Raw genomic sequence first — 19,026 nt, 5'->3', positions numbered from 1 at the left:
ATTACGTTTGTTAATGTAAAGTCTTTGAAGAAAATGTGGAGATAGATTTCAGGATGTTTCGATCTGACGCGGAATTAAGGGCGGAAAAGTGGTTCCCGACGGGGACAGTTGCCACCTGGTTAGAGCAGCCCCATTTGGGCCACGAAAGCTGGTGGGACAGGGTGCGGACGGCGGGAACACCGGTTATCGAGCGTGATGGAACCGGCACAACCACCATGCACTTTTTCTGGCGCGACCCGCAGGGGCATTCCGCATTATCGTCTACCCGGCGTGTTTATATCGATATAAATGGCGTCACCGATCACCACAGCCAGATGCCCGAATCCCTGGCGCGCATCGGCGATAGCAATGTCTGGCACTGGTCTACCGCCATCGAATCCGACTGGCGCGGCAGCTACAGTTTGATCCCCGCGGGTGATGGCCATCTGCCACCGCTGTTTTGCGGCGATGATGAAACCTGTCGCGTGTTGCAGCGTAAGTGGTGGATTTCGCTGATGCCGCTGGCGATCCCTGACATCCTTAATGCTTCACCGCCCTTTCTCAGCAGCCGCCGTTTTGCCCTCAGCAACGCGCAGATGCCAGATGCGCCAGACCAGTCCGCCTGGCAGTTACTGGATGCCGGCTTAGCCGACACCTGGCCGGATTCTCTGCAAACGCTGCAGTGGCACAGTGCCCTGCTCAACGTCACGCGCAATGTCTGGCTTTACACCACTGGGCACACTGACGAGGCAGAGCAACGCCCGTTGGTGATCCTGCTGGATGGTCAAAACTGGGTCTATGGCCAACCTATTTTCAGTGCCCTCGACCAGGTCACGGCGGCGGGTGAACTGCCGCCTGCCTGCTGGTTATTCATTGATGTGATTGATAGCCAGCACCGCGAAGTGGAACTGCCGTGCAATGAAACCTTCTGGCAAGCCATGCAACAGGAATTACTGCCACTGGCGCGCCAGCATGCCACCTTCAGCAATGAGGGCAACCGCACCGTTGTCGCGGGGCAGAGTTATGGCGGTTTAGCGGCGCTGTACGCTGGCCTGCACTGGCCACAGCGTTTTGGTCGCGTGCTGACGCAATCAGGATCGTTTTGGTGGCCGCATCTGCAATACATCCGCGATTACGCCAACCGGGAGCAGCACGCGCCTGGACTCCTGCTGCAACGCCTGCAAAACAACCAACTTCCCGGCGGTAAGCTGACAATTTTTCAGGAAGTGGGTGACCGTGAGGCAGACATGCTTTACGTCAATCAACAAATTCGTCCGGCGCTGGAAGCGGCTGGACATACCCTCTCTTTCCGCCGCTATGCCGGTGGACACGATGCGCTGTGCTGGCGCGGTGGCCTGATCGATGGCTGCCGTTGGTTACTGGCCGATTTTCTTTCCTCTGATGCAACCTCTGAAGGTGAACACCATGTCTGAACAACAAAATCCGTTTGATAACGATGCCCTGGATTTCCTCGTGCTGTTGAATGACCGCCAGCAATACAGCCTGTGGCCCGCCTTTGCGCCCGTTCCAGCAGGCTGGCGCTGTGTCACCGGGCCATTGGCACGAACCGCCGCCATCGAATACGTAGAAACACACTGGCTGGATATGCGGCCCACGACGCAGCAGACGTCATCCACCGCGCACTAATTTTTCTTATTTTCTTTTTTTTGATTTTTTAAGACAGGAACTGTCCTTTGGCATCGTTAATCACGCATTCAACAGCGTACCCATTGGTGGCGGCGCAGCCCGGCATCTGGATCGCTGACACTATTGCGCAGCAGCGCAATCAATTCACCGTGGCGCACTACAGTGTGTTGCACGGCGCCATCAACCGCGCGGCCCTCGATAGCGCGATCCGCCAAACCATGATGGAAGCCGATACCGTGCAGGCCCGCTTTGGTCTGGATGAAAATGGCGACCCGGCACAGTGGTTTGCCGCTTCAACTGAGATCATCCCCGAATGGCACGACTTCAGCCAACGTGCGGATGCCAGCAGCCAGGCACATAAACTGATGCAGGCCGATATGAATGCGGATTTACCCGCCGACGGCGACAAACCGCTCTACCGTCATGTCTTGATGCGTATCGGTGATGGCAGTTGGTGGTGGTATCAGCGCTACCACCATCTACAGGTTGACGGCTTCAGTTTTGAAGCCCTGGCACAGCGTGTCGCGGCAATCTATGCCGCCCTGTGTCGTGGAGAATCGCCTGCACCCTCACCCTTTACGCCCTTCACCGGCGTGATTGAGGAGTACCAGCAGTGGCAGGACTCAGCGGCGTTTCAACGTTCAGCCAGCCACTGGCAGAGCTATACCGCCGATCTGCCCGCCAGCATCACACTCTCAAATGAGAGCAGCGACAATCCTGGCGAGCGTCCCATTAGTTGCCAGGTGACGCTGCCGCATTTAGCCACGTTACGCCAACAGCCCGCCCTGCACGAATGCAGTGAAGGCGATGTGGTGAGCGCCGTGTTAGTGGCTTATCTGGCCCGGATCAGTGACAGCCCACGCCTGTCTATTGGTTTCCCGTTTATGCGCCGCATGGGGTCAGCAGCGATCACCGCGCTTGGCCCGGTAGTGAACGTGCTGCCGCTGATCTTTGACCTGTCCGCCAGCACCGACCTCACCGCACTGGTGCAGCAGGTACAGGGCGAAATCCGCAAAGCGCGTCGCCATCAGCGCTATGAAGCGGAGCAACTGCGCCGTGATTTGGGGTTAGTGGGCAGCGGTCAGCACCTGTACGGACCGGTGATTAACGTCAAGGTCTATCATGATGACCTGCAGTTTGATGGTATTACGGCGGCAACTCACACGCTGGCAATGGGACCAGTGGATGATATCGAATTTGAGGTGGGTTTCCGCGATAGCGCGCTGCAACTGACGCTGGTAGCCAATCCATCACGCTATGACGCGATTGCGTTACAGCGTCACGCCGATCGTATCCGTCATCTGATTGCGCAATTCGCTGCGCAGCCTGGCATCACGCTGGCCGAACTTTCCCTGATTGCGCCAGATGAACAGGCCGATTTACAACGCTGGTCCACCGGTCCCGTGATAGCACCGCCCGACGGCGTCACCACAATTGTCGATATACTGCTGGCGCGTGCCGCGCAAAGTGGCGACCTGAGTGCTGTGGTGTGTGGTGAGCACAGCCTGAGCTATCGCCAGTTGCGCGATCGGGCCATGCAACTGGCACACCTGCTGATTGCGCGTGGCTTGGGTGCCGATGACGTGGTGGCGATCGGCATCCCTCGCTCGGTCGATTCGCTGGTCGCCATCTTCGGGGTGCTGGCAAGCGGTGCGGCTTATATGCCGCTGGATCTCGACTATCCGCGTGAACGCCTGGCACTGATGTGTGACGATGCCCAACCCGCGCTGCTGCTCACGCACTCCGTGACATTGTCACAGATACCAACGCTGCCACATCTCTGTATTGATGCGCTAGATGCGGAACTCGCCAACCAATCGGTTGAGCGCCCTGCAACGCAACTGTGTGGCGAGGACCTCGCCTACATGATCTACACCTCAGGCTCCACCGGCCGTCCAAAAGGGGTGATGAGCACCCATCAGGGTCTGCTCAATCTGTTCTTATCCCATCGCGAGCATCTGTTTGGCCCGGCGATTGATCGCTTCCATGCCAACAGCCCGCGCCGCATGCGGGCAGGCCACACCGCGTCGTTCTCCTTTGACTCCTCCTGGGAGCCGCTGTTCTGCATGTTGATGGGGTGCGAACTGAATATCTTTGACGAGGAGCTACGCCGCGATGCCTGGGGACTGATTCAACAGATGAACGTCGTGCCGGTCGATCTGTTGGATATCACCCCATCGTTCTTCTCACAGATGATCGACAGCGGCCTGATGGATGTTGAAAACCATCGTCCCTCATTTGTGATGATTGGGGGTGAAGCGGCAACGCCAACGCTGTGGAAGCTGATGCAGAACCAGCAACAGATGGAGATTCACAACTATTACGGCCCCTCTGAGTACACCATTGATACCTTGGGTGCCAGCGTACTGGCCGCACCACAACCGGTGATTGGCCGTCCGGTGGGCAACACCCAGGTCTATCTGCTCGACAGCCAACTGCGCCAGGTGCCGGTGGGCTGCGTGGGTGAGCTCTACATTGCCGGAACCGGTATCGCACGCGGCTATTTGCGTCGTCCCGATCTCACCAGCGGACGCTTTGTGGCTAACCCCTTCCTCAACGGCGCAGTGATGTATCGCAGCGGTGATCTGATGCGCTGGCGCCAGGACGGACAGCTGGCGTTTATTGGCCGTGTCGACCACCAAATCAAAGTGCGCGGTTTCCGCGTGGAGTTGGGTGAAGTTGAAAACGCTCTGGTCGCTTTGCCTGAAGTCAGCACAGCGGTGGTGATCGCCGAGAGCATCGGCGCTACACATCGCCTGATCGGCTACTGCTCGGTGCAGGATGAGGCACTGCGAGCTGACGCTCAACTGAGCGCCCGCTTGCTGGCACAACTCGCCTCGCAACTGCCCGATTACATGGTGCCAGCCGTGCTGATGGTACTGGAAGATCTGCCACTTAACGTCAATGGTAAGATCGATCGTCAGGCGCTGCCTAAACCGCAACAGGCACAAACCGCCATCAGCCGCGCCGCCAGCACGCCGCAGGAAACTCTGATTTGTCAGGCGATTGCCGGGTTATTAGGGCTGGAGAGCGTCGGCGCAGAGGATGACTTCTTTGCACTCGGTGGTGACAGTATCTCCGCGATGGGATTGAGCACAGCCGCGCGCCGCGCCGGTTTCTTGCTGCGTCCACGAGAAATCTTCGCAGAACGCACGGCCGCGCGCATGGCAGCAGGATTACAGCCACTGGCGCAGCACCATCAGCAGGCGCGCGTTGCGCAGCAAGGTGCGGTGGGTGGTCTGCCCATCCTGCACTGGTTCAATGCGCAGTCTGGCATCAACGCGCGCTTTGCCCATGGTGTGCTGCTGTCCGTGCCCGCCCAACTGCAACTCTCCCAGCTAGATCAGCTGATCGAACAGCTGGCGACAGCGCATCCGGCGCTTAACGCCTTTACCCGCGATGAGCAGTTAGTGGTGGGGGAATGGCTGCCGACGCGCCCTGCTCGCTGCCGCGCTATTGAAGTCGAAGAGCGCGACACGGCCGCTGAAGGGACCTTTAACGATGATGCTGCGCGGCTCGATCCCGCCGCAGGAGTCGTGTTGCAGGCCACCTTGCTGCAGCAGGGCGGTGCCAGTTGTGGTCTGGTATTGACGTTGCACCATCTGGTGGTGGATGGCGTCTCCTGGCGCGTGCTGCTGGATGAACTACAGCAGGCCGGTGAGGCGCTGTTAAGCGGTGCGCCCATCACACTGCCGCCGGAAGAGACATCGCTGCACGACTGGTCAGCCACCCTGCTTGCCAATCTTTCCGCGCGCGCCAGCGAGCTACCCTTCTGGCAAAATATGCTGACCCCGCCGCTGCCTGTTTTGGGTGAGCGCGCCTTAGCCCCCACCGATCGTGCGTTGTATCAGCGCACGCTGCTGGATACGGAAACCACCCACGCCCTGCTCAACACGCTGCCGCAGCAGTACCGTGCCACCAGCGAAGAGCTGCTGCTGACGCTGCTGTCACTGGCGTTACGTCAGATGACTGGCAGCGCAGCGCAACGACTGACGCTGGAGTCGCACGGTCGCGCTGAGCTGCACGATCATCAGGATCTGGCTCGCACTGTGGGTTGGTTAACCGCAGAGTTCCCACTGCTGATTGCACTGCCCGCCGCCGCGACCTTAAACGAAAGCGTGCGCGCGGTGAAAGCCGTTCTGCGGTCGGTGCCCGATCGGGGAATTGGTTATGGTCAGCTTCGCTGGCTTGATGCACATCGTGGGGTCACTCTGGCGAAACTGGCCGCTAACCATGCGCCGCAGGTGTTATTTAACTACTTAGGCCGGTTCACGCAAGGTAGCGGAAACTGGCAACCACAACGCACCGCACAGCAGTTCCGCGATAGCTTTGCCGTCATTCAGGATGCCTCACTGCCATTGCAACATGCGCTGGAACTCAATGTATTTGTCGATGAGCAGCAGGTGGCGCTCAACTGGAGCTGGGCCGACGGCGTGTTGCATGCCGATCAGATTCAGCAACTGCATCAGGCCATGGCTAAGGGTGCTCTGCAGTTGAGTCACTTCGCCGTGCAGCAGCCGCAACAGGCTGCTAATACGCAGGTGGCTGCCGACATCAATCTGGTGGGCGTGGATGACCAGGCATTGCTACAACTGCACGCGCAGCACGGTGCCTTTAGCCACGCACTGCCGCTGCTACCATTGCAAAAAGGCTTGCTGTTCCATGCACAAACCACTGCATCAGCTGGCAGTTACAACTCATTGATACGTTTGACACTGAGCGGCGATCTCTCTGCTGAAAGCGTGCAGCGGGCGCTGAACCAGGTCCTGCTGCGCCACCCGCAGTTGGCTGCCCGCTTTGACAGCGAAATCTGCCTGCAACCGCTGCAGTTGTTGCCAGAGGGTGAACTCACCTGGCCGCTTACGGTACTCGATACCGACGATATCGAGCAGGCTGAACGGCAGATGCTGGCACAGGATCTGTTCCATCAGCCGGTGATGCTACAAGCGACGCTTATTGCCCATCGCCATGAAGAGCGCTGGACGCTGCTGCTCAATGCCCATCACTTGGTGGTTGATGGCTGGTCAACTCCGGTGATCCTCAACGATCTGCTGTGCGCACTGTGTCAACAGCCCCTGCCAGCGCATCGCACCCACTACGCGGATATCGTGCGCCAACTCAGCCAGCGTAATGAGCAAGAGGCGCGCAAGCAGTGGCAGGATTGCCTGCGCGATGTGCGCCCGACCTTGATCTATCCCAACGCCTCAGACAGTCCGGTGCAGGAAAAACGCCTGCTGCTGGATAGCGCGCTGGAACGTGAACTGCATGCCCTGTGCCGCACTCGTGGGCTAACGCTCAATACACTGATGCAAGGCGTGTGGGGCATGATGCTATCGATTGCCAGCGGTCAACAGGATGTGGTGTTTGGTGCGCCGGTTTCCGGTCGTTTCGGGCAAATCGACGGCATTGACGAACATGTGGGACTGTTCAGCAATACGCTGCCGGTGCGGGTGCGTTTCGATCATCAGCGACCACTGCTGGAACAGCTGGCAGAGCACCAATCGCAGCAAATCCAGTTGATTGAGCAAGACTGCCTCGGTCTGGCGGAAATCCAACAGCTGGCGGGACAAGGCACGCTGTTTGACACCCTGCTAGTGGTGGAAAACTACCCCGACAACCCTGGTTTGTTCGATGCCAATGCCCGCGTGCGCTGCGAAAGCATTCACAACCGAGGATACACGCACTACCCCCTGACGCTGCTGGTGTTGCCCGGCGAACAGCTTACGCTGCTGCTGGAGTATCGTGACTGCGTCTCCGATGCCGATCGCCTGGCGGAACGCTTACTGCTGCTGTTGCAACAGTTGGTCACCACACCCGATCTCCCGCTGGCGCAGTGGAAACTGCAAACTCTCGCTGAACAGTCCCTGTTGCAATGGGTCAACAACACCGGGGTCCAGCTGGAAAATGAAACCCTGCAACAGGCGATTGCGCAGCAGGCCGCCCGCACACCGGATGCGCTGGCGCTGTGTGATGTCGAACATCAGCTGAGCTATCGTGAAATGCAGCGCCAGGCCAGCCTGTTGGCCGATCGTTTAATTGAAGCGGGTGTGATGCCAGGTGATATCGTTGCCGTGGCGCTGCCGCGTTCTGTGCGCCTCAGCATTGCCCTCACCGCTATCTTGCAGGCGGGTGCCGCGTGGCTGCCACTCGACATTGGCTATCCCGATGAGCGACTGGCTTACATGGTTGAAGATGCGCGTCCGTGGGTGGTGATCACTGAATCAGCGCTGGAAAGCCGTTTCGCCACGTTTGGTACGCTAATGATGTTCGATGGCCTGGCGAGTGAGCAGATTGTCGCACGCCATGCCCTACCGAAACCGGATGCCCATCGTCCGGCCTACGTGCTTTACACCTCCGGTTCCACCGGCAGGCCGAAAGGCGTGGTGGTCAACCAACGCGCCATCATCAATCGCCTGCGCTGGATGCAAGCCAGCTATCCACTGCGCAGTGACGACGTGGTGTTGCAGAAAACCCCATGCAGTTTTGATGTCTCGGTGTGGGAGTTCTTCTGGCCGCTAATGACCGGTGCGCAGCTGATGATGGCCCCGCCGGAAGCGCACCGCGATCCGCAGGCGTTGTGGCAGTTGATCGACGATTATCAGGTCACCACGCTGCACTTTGTCCCTTCCATGCTGGCGGCTTTTGTCAGCCACATTGCCAGCCAGAGTGACCAAGCCTGCGCCACCCTGCGCCGCGTATTTTGTAGCGGTGAAGCGCTCGCCTGCGATCTGGCGCGCAGCTATCAGCAATTGATTGCCGCCCCTCTGCACAACCTCTACGGACCGACCGAGGCCGCGGTCGACGTGACCTGGCAGCCCGCCAGCGGCAGTGCGTTAGAGGGATTGAGCGCACCTGGCGTGCCGATTGGGCGTCCGGTATGGAATACCCAGTTGCACATCCTCGATAACCTGCTGCGTCCGGTTCCGGTGGGCGTGCCCGGCGATCTCTATCTCAGCGGCGTGCAACTGGCCGATGGTTATTTGCATCGCGCGGATCTCACCGCCCAGCGCTTTATTGCCGCGCCGTTTGCCGAGGGCGAACGCATGTATCGCACCGGTGATATTGCCTGCTGGCGTGATGACGGCGCGGTGGAGTATCTGGGACGCAGTGACGATCAACTCAAAATGCGCGGCCAGCGTATCGAACCCGGCGAGATTGAACAGGCGCTGGTGGCACTCCCTGGTGTGGCGCAAGCGGTGGTTGCCGCACGCGCCCTGACGCAACAGACAGCAGCAGGCGTCGATAACCGGCAACTGCTCGCCTGGCTGGTGGCGGATGCGGGTATCACTCTGGATATTGCGCAGGTTACACAGCAACTCGCTGCGCGATTACCCGCACATATGCAACCGGTGAATTATCAGGTCATCGACGAGATGCCACTCAGCGCCAACGGCAAGTTAGACCGTAAAGCGCTACCGATGCCGCAACTCAGTGCGCGTTCCGGGCGTTTACCGCAAAACGAGAATGAGCGTTTGTTGGCTGAACTGTTCCAGCAGTTGTTGGGTTGCGGACAGGTGTTTGCCGAAGATGACTTCTTCGCGCTGGGCGGCCACTCACTGCTGGCGATGCGACTGGTCGCTGAATTGCGTCGCTGTTTGCCACAGCCGATCAGTGTCGGACAAGTTATCGCCGCACGCAGCGTGGAAAAACTGGCCGCGTTGCTGGCAGGTAAAGTCAGCGATACCGGCGGCAATGGTGAACTGCTGCCGCTGCGCGCGGGGCAAGGGCCAACGCTGTTCTGCATCCATCCGGCTTCGGGCTTCGCCTGGCAGTACAGCGCGTTGCTGCACTATCTCGCCGGTGATTTCCCGGTTGTGGGGCTGCAATCGCCACGACCTGATGGGGTGATTACCGCCTGCGACAGCGTGAATGCAATGTGCGAACAACACCTTACGACTATCCGACAGCAACAGCCGCACGGACCTTATTACCTGTTGGGCTACTCGCTGGGCGGCACGCTGGCGCAAGGGATCGCGGCACGTTTGCAAGCGCATGGCGAAAGCGTCGCGTTCTTGGGTCTGCTGGATACCTATCCCGCTGAAGGCCAGGACTGGCGCACGCCAGAAGCGGATGAAGCGGAGCAGGAAGTGGCTCGCGAGCAGGCCGAGTTTATGGCGGCCACGGAAGATGAACGCGATGCGCTGTTACGCGAGGAGAAAGCCGCGATGTTCAACATCATCGTCGCCAACTACAAGGATGCCGTTGCCCGTCTGGCTGAGGCGCGCACGCCGCACTATGCCGGTAAAGCCACGCTGTTTATGGCGGAGAGAACGGTGCCTGCTGGCATGGACGTTGCGGCAAGCTGGGCGCCATTTGTTTCCGAGCTGGAGATCTGGCCGCTGGACTGCGAGCACGCGGACATCTTGTCTGCCGCATCGCTGAAAGCACTGGGCCCGCTGATCAATCGGCTGCTGGCGCTGCCGTCGTAGGGGCGGCCTTCAGGCCGCCCGCGGGCGCACCAGGGTGCGCCCCTACATACAGATCGTACCCGGTGGAGGCCTTTAAGCCGCCCGCAAATGCATCAACAATAATCAGACTTTGGATTTTTATGGCTAAACCTTCGATTTTTCTCGATTTCAGCTTGCTGAAAAAAAACGCCGCGTTCCGCGCCATCTTCTGCGCCCGCATGTTATCGGTGTTCGCACTCGGCATGCTGGCAGTGGGCGTACCGGTGCAGATTCAGGCCATGACCGGTTCGACCTTGCAGGTCGGCGTGGCGGTGATGCTGGATGGCATCGGCATGTTTATCGGCCTGTTGCTGGGCGGCGTACTGGCGGACCGCTATGACCGCCGCAAATTAATCCTGTTTGCACGTGGCACCTGCGGGATGGGTTTTGTGCTGCTCAGCCTGAACGCGTTCAGCCCCACCCCTTCACTTTGGGCGCTTTACTTCCTCGCCTTATGGGATGGCTTCTTTGGTGCGCTGGGCATGACCGCGTTAATGGCGGTTATTCCGCTGATTGTCGGTCGGGAGCATCTGGCGGAGGCCGGTGCACTCAGCATGTTGACGGTGCGTCTCGGTGCCATCCTGTCTCCGGCGCTGGGTGGCATGATCATTGTCGCTGCGGGTGTCGGCTGGGCGTTTGCCGTTGCCGCGATAGGTACTCTGGCGACGCTCATCCCCTTGGTTCGCCTGCCCGCCCTGCAACCTGAACAACAAGAACCCGAACACCCGCTGCGCGCGCTTACGAGCGGTATCCAGTTCGTCTGTCGTCATCCTGTCGTCGGCGCGGTGGTACTGGTGGGCTTGCTCCTCAGCATGATCGGTGCCGTTCGTGTACTGTTCCCGGCACTGGCCCTGACGTGGCAACTGGATGCCTCGGCGTTAGGATTGATGTATTCGGCCGTCCCGCTTGGCGCGATGATTGGCGCCTTTACCAGCGGTTGGGTGCGGCAATTATCGCGTCCAGGTGTGGTGCTCGTCGCCAGTGCCCTACTGGCATTTGGCTCCATCGCCGCGCTCGGACTGATACACAATCTCGTTGCCGCGTTAGTGATGTTGGTGTGTTACGGCTACAGCAACGCCATCGCATCACTGTTGCAGTTCATCCTGATCCAGCATCACACACCGGATGCCTTGTTGGGACGGGTCAACAGTTTAGGTACCGCTCAGGACGTGACGGGAGATTCCGTCGGCGCGCTGGGTTTAGGGGCGTTGGCGCGCAGTCTGGAACCGCTCAGCAGCGTGTTGTGGTTTGGCGGTGTGGCAGCCGGTTTGTTGATGGTGGTGGCCTTGGCCGCACGCGGTTTGCGCACGGCCAGACTAGACAATGGGGAGCAAAGTCACACGCAAGCTGCCGCTTAGTGCACGAACTGCCGTTCGATACTGCTGAGCATATTGCTGGCGCTGTAGTAATCGAGACGGAAAGTATCGTTGCCCATGGCAAAAATAGCGTGCTGCTTAACCGCAGGTAAATGAGCGAGGAACGGATTCTTCGCCACCTGCGGCACGGTCTGATCATCCGCCGCAAACAGCAGCAGCGTCTTGCCGGTGATGCCATCGGCCATGGTTTCGCCGTTAAGCTGGATGATATCGTTGCGTTTACCCATGCTGGTGCTGCCCTGCAAACTGGCGGGAGGCGCAGCCAGCGTAAAGCCTAACTCTTTCAGCAACATGCCCTGCGCCGACGCAGGCGTCCACAGATTCATGCCACGTCCATCTTCATAATAGACAATCGCGGATGTCGGCTGCGGGGGCAATGTTATTGCACTGCGAACTGCGGCAACGCGTTGATCGAACTGAGCGATAACCTTTTCCGCATCCGCTTCGTGACCGGTAATGCTGCCCAACTGTAACGCCAACGCCTGCCAGCTCTTATCACCGTAATCGACCACCAACACCGGTGCGATAGTGCGTAGCTGATCGTAGAGTTTCAGCGCCGAATCACCGCCGGTGGCCGCAATCACAATCAGATCGGGCGCTTCAGCGGCAATCGCTTCGGCATTGGGCTGCGAGACATACAGCGGCTTCACATGTCGCGCGCGCGCCACCTCACTCCATTGGCTAAAAAAGCCCTGCGCATCGGACACGCTGCTGTTACGGCTGGTCGCACCCGAGCCGATGAGCGGCGCATTGATCGCCAGCAACGTTCCGCTCAGCGTGACGCTGGTAGAGACAATTCGCTGTGGAGGCTGTTGCAAGGTAAGCGGGCCTTGAGGTGTTTCAAGCGTGCGCGGCCAACCTGTACGGGTTTCGGCGGCCATGGTTTGAGTCATCAGGGTAGAGAGAAACAGGAGTGCCAGAGCAGGCAGACGCATCAGGTTATCCATCACTTGACAATTGAGAATGGATATCATTATCAAAAATAGGGGTGGGAGCAAGTGTTTTGGTTGAGGATTGATAACGGTGTGTGGGATTGCCCTCACCCCAGCCCTCTCCCGCAAGCGGGCGAGGGAGGCGATCCTGCATATTTGAGGCAGCATATATAACCGAATAACCGTACCCTACGGTCCCCTCTCCCTTTGGGAGAGGGAGGCGAACCAGCATACTTGAGGCAGCATACATAACCGAATAACCGTACCCTACGGTCCCCTCTCCTTTTGGGAGAGGGAGGCGAACCAGCAAACTTGAGGCAGCATATATAACCGAATAACCGTACCCTACGGTCCCCTCTCCTTTTGGGAGAGGGAGGCGAACCAGCAAACTTGAGGCAGCATACATAACCGAATAACCGTACCCTACGGTCCCCTCTCCTTTTGGGAGAGGGTTAGGGTGAGGGGAAACAAACCGCACTACTGCTCCAGCGAATAGCGCGTCATCGGTGCCACGGCTTTGATCAACCCGTTAGCCTTCATATACTCGCCAAACGCGGCATAACGCGCTTGATCAAAGCTCGCGCTGTGCGCGGCAAACAGCGGCAGCGTCGCTTCCCAAGCCTGATGATTAAGCCTGGTATTCAATTCCGGATACTGTTTGATAAAGGCTTTCCACGCCTCTTCCGGATGCGCTCGCAGCCACACCACACCCGCATCTAACCCGCGTAAAAACGCCGGTATGCGTTTATCCTGCGCGGCACTGTTGTTGTTTGCCAGGATGATCAGCTCATCATAAGCCGGCACGCCGTAATCTTCCGGCTTGAACACCACCGGATTCGCGCCTTTATCTTTCAGGTCGATCAGCTCGTAGTTACGGAAAATGGTCATCGCGCCGTCGATTTTATGCGTCAACAGCGCTGAGGTGGAATCCATGTTAAGACTAATCAGCTTAACGGAATCGACATCCACACCCTGAGACTTCAGCATATTACGGATGGCAACATCTTCAGAACCGGGCACGGCATAGCCGAGGGTTTTACCGGCGAGATCCTTAAGTGAGTGAATATCGCTGGAGACGGTGGTCAAGGTATTCAGCGGCTGGCCAATCAGCGTACCCACGCGGATAACCGGCACGTCCTTCTCCACCAGCGTGTAAAGCTGTGGCTGATAGCTAATCGCCAGATCGGCTTTGCCCGCCGCCAGCAGCAGCGGCACAGAGGCCGAATCTGCGGGCGCGATCATCTCCACATCCAGCCCTTCTTTCTTGAAAGCGCCGCTGTATTGCGCGGCAAAAATCGCGGCATGATTGGGGTTCACAAACCAATCGAGCAACAGGCGAACTTTCTCTTCGGCGTGTACGCTGGTGGCCAGCAACAGCAGTGCGGTGATTGCAGTACGTAGGGTATTCAAGGTGCATCCTTATATTGAGTGCCAGAGGTATTTTTTACGCATCAATGCCACGCTGCCGGAGAGCAGCAGCGCCAGCATCAGTAACAGCAGCAGAGCAGCAAAGCTGGTGGCGGTTTCCAGTCGCGCATTGGATTGCATCATCAGGTAGCCCAACCCTTCGCTGGCACCGACCCACTCGCCAATCACCACGCCTATCGGCGCTAAAACCACCGCCATCTGCAACCCAGAAAAAAATTGCGGCAGTGCAGCGGGCCAGCGCACATGCCAGAACACCTTCACGCGGGAGTTGTTCATAGTGTTTGCCAGTTCCAGCCAGCCAGATGGCGTACGGCACAGCCCATCAAACAGGGATAAGCAGAGCGGAAAAAACACGATCAGCGCCGCTACCACTACTTTGGAAGCAATGCCAAATCCCAGCCACAGCACCAGCAAGGGCGCTAAGGCAAACACCGGGATCGCCTGGCTGGCGGTGACCAGCGGAAACAGCAGGCGGCGGAGCGTCTCACTCCCCGCCATCAACACCGCGAGGATCACTCCGCTCCCTACACCGAGCAGCAGCGCCAGCACCATCTCCGCCAGCGTGTATAAAGCGTGATGCCACAGCAGTTGGCGATGCAGCCACAACGCTTCCAGCACCGCCATCGGTGAAGGCAGCAGAAACTCCGGTACGCCGCTGCGCCGCGCTAACAGCCAGGCGCACAGCAGCACCGCGATCAGATAGATCGCGCTATACAGTTTTTTCATCTTGGTTCAGTCGTGAGAAGAGTTCGCCCTGCGCCTGCAGCAGACCAGGGTCATCCTGGGCACGCGGCGCTTCACCGCCCGGCACCGGCCAGGCTTCAGTCATTAGCGGTTGCCCATTTAGCAGCACAATGTCATCCGCCATACGGCAGGCTTCGAGCGGATCGTGCGTCACCAGCAACACCGTTTTGCCTTTTAGCAAGGTGGCGGTGAGGGTTTGCAGGCTGAGTTTGGTCATGACATCCAGGGTGGCGAAGGGTTCATCCATCAACACCACCTCACGTTGTGCATACAAGGTGCGCGCCAGTGCCACGCGCTGCCGCATCCCGCCGGAGAGTTGGCTGGGTGGCGCGTTGGCTACCTCACTGAGTTTCACCTGATCCAGTAACGCTAACGCGCGATCGCGATCCGGCTTTTCACCGTTGAGACGAGCTGAGAGCATCACGTTTTCCAGCACCGTTAACCACGGATAGAGCAGATCCTGCTGTCCCATCCAGGCGACCTTGCCCGATACTCCCTCAACAGTGCCGTGCTCAGGTTGCAGCAAGCCCGCCACCAGTCGCAGCAAGGTACTTTTACCAATACCGCTGCGCCCGAGAAACACCGTGGTTTTTCCGCCGCGCAGTGACAGGTTTAGCCGTTCACACAGCGGGTTTTCGCCCCAGCCAAAGGTGACCTGGTTGAAACTGAGCGCGTTCATGGACGGCGCGCCGCTAAAATGGCGAGCTGGGTAAATCCACGCTGCATCAGGTCTGACGCCGCCTTCGCCGCGCGGATGCCGCTGGCGCACACCAGCACGATGCGCTGATCCTGTGGCGGCTGCCAGTCTGCGATCCCCTGCGGCAAAATCCGTTCAGCATGGGGTGCCACGCTTTCTGGCGCTTCTTCCAGGCCGCGCAACTCGACAATACAGTCATCGGCGCGGAGTTGCTGTTGATCGATAAAGGGCACCGCCTGTTCCGGCTCCTCTGCTCCGTCAAAACGGAACTGCCGAAAATGCCAGTTAACGAAATCACAATTCACTACGCACCCGAGCGGTGAAGGATGTAAGTCCAGTAATACGCTCAATGCCATCTGCGCCTGCATCGCACCCAACGTGGCCACCGCCGGTCCCATCACGCCTGCGTTATTACAGTTAGCCGCCAAGGCAGGAAGTTGCGGAAACAGCGCACGATAACTCGGCGCACTGCCGCAGAAACCACCGACATAGCCCTGACGACCGAGCACCGAGGCGCTGATCAGTGGGATGTTGCTCAGTAGACAAGCATCCGAAAGCGGGTAGGTCACCGCGAAGTTGTCCGCGGCATCGATCACCAAATCGATATCCGTGAGGGTTTGCGGCAGATGGCTGGCCGTGACCGCAGACTGAAATGCATCGATTTGCACCTCGGGATTACGCTGCTGCAACGCCTGCTGCGCACGCTCCGCTTTACTGAATCCAATATCCTGCTGGGTAAACAGCGTCTGGCGATGCAAATTGTGCAGCGCCACTTCATCGTCATCGCACAGGCGAAGATATCCAAGCCCCGCCCCCACCAACTGTGGCAGCAGCGTGGCTGCTAATCCGCCCGCGCCCACCACCAGCACGCGCGCAGCCGCCAGTTTCTGCTGCCCCGTGATGCCGATTTCGGGCAGCATCATCTGCCGTTGATAGCGTTCCATGGTGGCTCCTCAGCTCAGATTCGCCAGGCCGAAGATCGGCGTAGAGGCCGCTGCCATATCGCGCTTCTCCATTAAACCGGCACTGCGCGCTGCCTGCCCCGCTTCAATCGCCAGACGGAAGCCGTTCGCCATGCCCACCGGATCGCCCGCTTTCGCCACTGCGGTATTCAGCAGAATGCCATCGAAGCCCATTTCCATCGCCAGCGCCGCTTGTGAAGGGGCGCCAATACCCGCATCAATAATCAGTGGGATATCGCTGAACCACGCGCGCATGGCACGCAGACCGTCGATATTGCGCAGCCCCTGCCCGGAACCAATGGGGGCGCCCCACGGCATCAACAGCTCACAGCCCGCTTCCAGTAATTTTTCACCGACAATCAAATCTTCCGTGGTGTACGGGAACACCTTAAAGCCGTCTGCGCAGAGGATGCGCGCGGCCTCCACCAGCGCGAACGGATCGGGCTGCAGCGTATCTGCATGACCGATCACTTCCAGCTTGATCCACGGCGTATTAAATAGTTCACGCGCCATCTGCGCGGTGGTCACCGCCTCTTTCACCGTGTGGCAGCCCGCCGTGTTTGGCAGCACCCGCACATCCAGATCGGTGAGCAGCTCGCGAAATGCCGCGCCTGCCGCGCCTTCACGTCTCAAGCTCACGGTGATGATTTCAGTGCCTGAAGCCGTAATCGCCTGCTGCAAAATAGCGGGAGAGGGATAGCCAGCCGTCCCCAACAGGAAACGTGACTGCGGTGCAAAATCGTAAAACATACTTTAACCTCCCTGCATCGGTGACAACACTTCCAACTGGCAGCCCTCTTCCAGCGTTTGGCTGCTGTACTGGCTCTTCGGCACAAACATGCCGTTGAAGGCACTGGCCACGCAGGCGGCGTCAATTTGCTGTTCGATCAACAATTCGCTAAGCGTGCTGGCTTCGGTACGAATGGCTCGGCCATTAAGCAGAATGTTCATGGTGCTGCTCCCCAAAAATGCGCTGCATCAGCTGTTCAGCCAGCATCGGTGCCAGCAGAAAACCATGGCGATACAGGCCATTAAGATAATAAGTGTGATTTTGATAACGGATTTCCGGCAGGTTGGCCGGATAAGCAGGACGCAGCCCGCTGGCACTCTCCACCACGCGCGCTTCGGCTAATGCAGGATGGATGGTATAGGCGGCGCTGAGCAGTTCCATCATGGCGCGCGCACTTATCGCACTGGCATCGTCGCTTTCCACCATGGTCGCGCCCAGCATGAAATGGCCATCACGACGCGGCACCAGATAGCAGGGAAAACGCGGATGCAGCAGACGAATCGGGCGCGAGAATTGCACCTCATCACTGTGCAGGATCACCATCTCACCCCGCACGCCGCGCAGGCGGCTTAGCTCACTCTTCGCATGAATCCCACGGCAATCAATCACCTGCCCATGAGGCTGCTGCGCATCAAAACGCACGCCGCGCTGCAACAGCTTTTCGCGCATTTCGGTGAGGGCAAGACGGGGATCGAGATGCGCCTCACGGGCAAAAAACAGCCCACGGGCAAAACGCCCTTCCAGCATCGGTTCAATCTCAGCGGGAACGACCCACTGATGTTGTTCCGTCATACGTGCAAAGCGGTTAAGTTCCTGGCTATCACGCGGCGGAGCCACCACCAGCGTGCCCTGTTCTACCACGCTGCTGACGCGCTGCTGCCACCAGCCAGCGGAATATTGCCCGAGGGTGACCACCTCCTGCGGCGCACTTTCAGATTCGCACCAGGGAGCCAGCATGCCGCCAGCAAACCACGAGGCGGGTTGGCGCGTTTCATCGCCGATCACCTCGACGTCTTCGCCACGCTCAGCCAGCAATGTCGCCACGCACAGGCCCGCCACGCCGCAGCCTAAGACTGTCCAGCGGCTCACAGCCGTCGATCCGGGATACAAGGGGAATTCACATCGGCCTCTCAGTTTTCGCTGAGACCCGCAGATACAGGAGGAGGGAAAGGGCGCGAGCGATCCTCTGCGCCAGACAACGCAACCTTTGCGCTGTCAGTCTTCCTACGCCAGTATCAACTGGGTCAGGTTCAAAGGGTCGCTAAGCCGCGCAGTGCGCTTTTAGCCTCTCAGTCTCTTTGGCGAGACTCCCCCGACGCGTCTATTTGTATTGCAGGTGCCGGTCGGCGTCAAGCGCGGATTGCGTCAGACCAGAAACGCATTTATCGCTACGCGCGCAATGTGGATTACAAACGTAACATATGGTATACAAACGCATTATTGCTACTTTCATGCGCAAAGAAATTACAGGTGATGTTGGGTTTATTATGAAAAATATTAGAGTTGCCTTTATTAAAGCCGGTTGGCACAAAGAGATTGTGCACAATGCGCTGGTGGGTTTTGAGCAGGAATTAGAAGCACAGAACGTTGATGCTGAATTAAAAGTACTGGAAGTGCCGGGCGCGTTTGAAATGCCGTTGCTGGCAAAACGCCTGGCTGAAACCGGCAAATATGATGCGATCGTCGCCGCTGCACTGGTGGTTGATGGCGGCATCTATCGTCACGATTTCGTCGCGGCAGCGGTGGTTGATGGCCTGATGAACGTGCAATTGAGCACCAACGTCCCGGTCTTCTCTGTGTCACTGACGCCACATAATTTCCAGCCAGTTGATGTGCTGGAAAACTTCTATACCGAACACTTTATTAAGAAAGGCAAAGAAGCCGCGCGCGCTGCGCTGGCGATTCATAATTTGTCGATTGATTAATGTCCTAAATAAGAACACTTCATTATTCAGCATGGAGTGTTCTTTTTAATCTTAATACCCTTCCCCTTTATCGCTTTAATTCAAAAGCTTTCCCGCTAT

The 19,026-nt window shown here is 58.4% G+C and carries 13 protein-coding genes and 1 riboswitch; of the genes, 5 read left to right on the top strand and 8 right to left on the bottom strand.

What is annotated here, in order from left to right; genetic code table 11:
* Window positions 1-53 precede the first annotated feature (53 nt).
* From fes to entS, 4 genes are all read left to right on the top strand, one after another.
* Entirely contained in the window at window positions 54-1,412 is a 1,359-nt protein-coding gene (gene fes, locus QMZ30_RS02360; RefSeq protein WP_283226226.1) for an enterochelin esterase, read from the top strand.
* Window positions 1,405-1,626: an MbtH family protein gene (locus QMZ30_RS02355; protein ID WP_283226225.1), complete on the top strand. Its 222-nt coding sequence runs from the start codon at window positions 1,405-1,407 to the stop codon at window positions 1,624-1,626. Before fes ends, QMZ30_RS02355 begins: the two co-directional genes overlap by 8 nt.
* 47 nt (window positions 1,627-1,673) lie before the next feature.
* On the top strand, window positions 1,674-10,055 hold the full coding sequence (locus tag QMZ30_RS02350; protein ID WP_283226224.1) for a non-ribosomal peptide synthetase: 8,382 nt from the start codon (window positions 1,674-1,676) through the stop codon (window positions 10,053-10,055).
* 119 nt (window positions 10,056-10,174) lie between these two features.
* Entirely contained in the window at window positions 10,175-11,431 is a 1,257-nt protein-coding gene (entS, locus tag QMZ30_RS02345; RefSeq protein WP_283226223.1) for an enterobactin transporter EntS, read from the top strand.
* Here entS and fepB read toward each other — a convergent pair.
* From fepB to QMZ30_RS02305, 8 genes are all read right to left on the bottom strand, one after another.
* Window positions 11,428-12,384: a Fe2+-enterobactin ABC transporter substrate-binding protein gene (gene fepB, locus QMZ30_RS02340; RefSeq protein ID WP_283226222.1), complete on the bottom strand. Its 957-nt coding sequence runs from the start codon at window positions 12,382-12,384 to the stop codon at window positions 11,428-11,430. The genes entS and fepB overlap by 4 nt on opposite strands.
* A 474-nt stretch (window positions 12,385-12,858) precedes the next feature.
* Complete coding sequence (locus QMZ30_RS02335; RefSeq protein WP_283226221.1) at window positions 12,859-13,791, bottom strand: ABC transporter substrate-binding protein; 933 nt, start codon at window positions 13,789-13,791, stop codon at window positions 12,859-12,861.
* Window positions 13,792-13,800: 9 nt separating this feature from the next.
* Window positions 13,801-14,535, bottom strand: a complete 735-nt coding sequence (locus QMZ30_RS02330) for an ABC transporter permease (RefSeq protein WP_283226220.1) — start codon at window positions 14,533-14,535, stop codon at window positions 13,801-13,803.
* Window positions 14,519-15,232: an ABC transporter ATP-binding protein gene (locus QMZ30_RS02325; protein ID WP_283226219.1), complete on the bottom strand. Its 714-nt coding sequence runs from the start codon at window positions 15,230-15,232 to the stop codon at window positions 14,519-14,521. The genes QMZ30_RS02330 and QMZ30_RS02325 overlap by 17 nt, the downstream gene beginning before the upstream one ends.
* Window positions 15,229-16,194, bottom strand: a complete 966-nt coding sequence (locus QMZ30_RS02320) for a HesA/MoeB/ThiF family protein (RefSeq protein WP_283226218.1) — start codon at window positions 16,192-16,194, stop codon at window positions 15,229-15,231. Before QMZ30_RS02320 ends, QMZ30_RS02325 begins: the two co-directional genes overlap by 4 nt.
* Before the next feature lie 9 nt (window positions 16,195-16,203).
* Entirely contained in the window at window positions 16,204-16,962 is a 759-nt protein-coding gene (locus tag QMZ30_RS02315; RefSeq protein ID WP_283226217.1) for a thiazole synthase, read from the bottom strand.
* A 3-nt stretch (window positions 16,963-16,965) separates the two neighbouring features.
* Entirely contained in the window at window positions 16,966-17,163 is a 198-nt protein-coding gene (gene thiS, locus QMZ30_RS02310; protein WP_283226216.1) for a sulfur carrier protein ThiS, read from the bottom strand.
* On the bottom strand, window positions 17,147-18,091 hold the full coding sequence (locus tag QMZ30_RS02305; protein ID WP_283226215.1) for an FAD-dependent oxidoreductase: 945 nt from the start codon (window positions 18,089-18,091) through the stop codon (window positions 17,147-17,149). The genes thiS and QMZ30_RS02305 overlap by 17 nt, the downstream gene beginning before the upstream one ends.
* 115 nt (window positions 18,092-18,206) lie before the next feature.
* Window positions 18,207-18,326: riboswitch (TPP riboswitch) on the bottom strand.
* A gap of 163 nt (window positions 18,327-18,489) precedes the next feature.
* On the opposite strand from QMZ30_RS02305, the gene QMZ30_RS02300 reads away from it, so the two are divergent.
* A complete protein-coding gene (locus tag QMZ30_RS02300; RefSeq protein WP_283226214.1) occupies window positions 18,490-18,927 on the top strand; it encodes a 6,7-dimethyl-8-ribityllumazine synthase in 438 nt (145 codons plus the stop codon).
* Window positions 18,928-19,026: the final 99 nt, after the last annotated feature.

The organism is Pantoea sp. EA-12, assembly GCF_030053355.1.
Taxonomy (GTDB): Bacteria; Pseudomonadota; Gammaproteobacteria; order Enterobacterales; family Enterobacteriaceae; genus Pantoea; species Pantoea vagans_C.
This window is presented reverse-complemented; position numbering and strand designations above follow the sequence as displayed.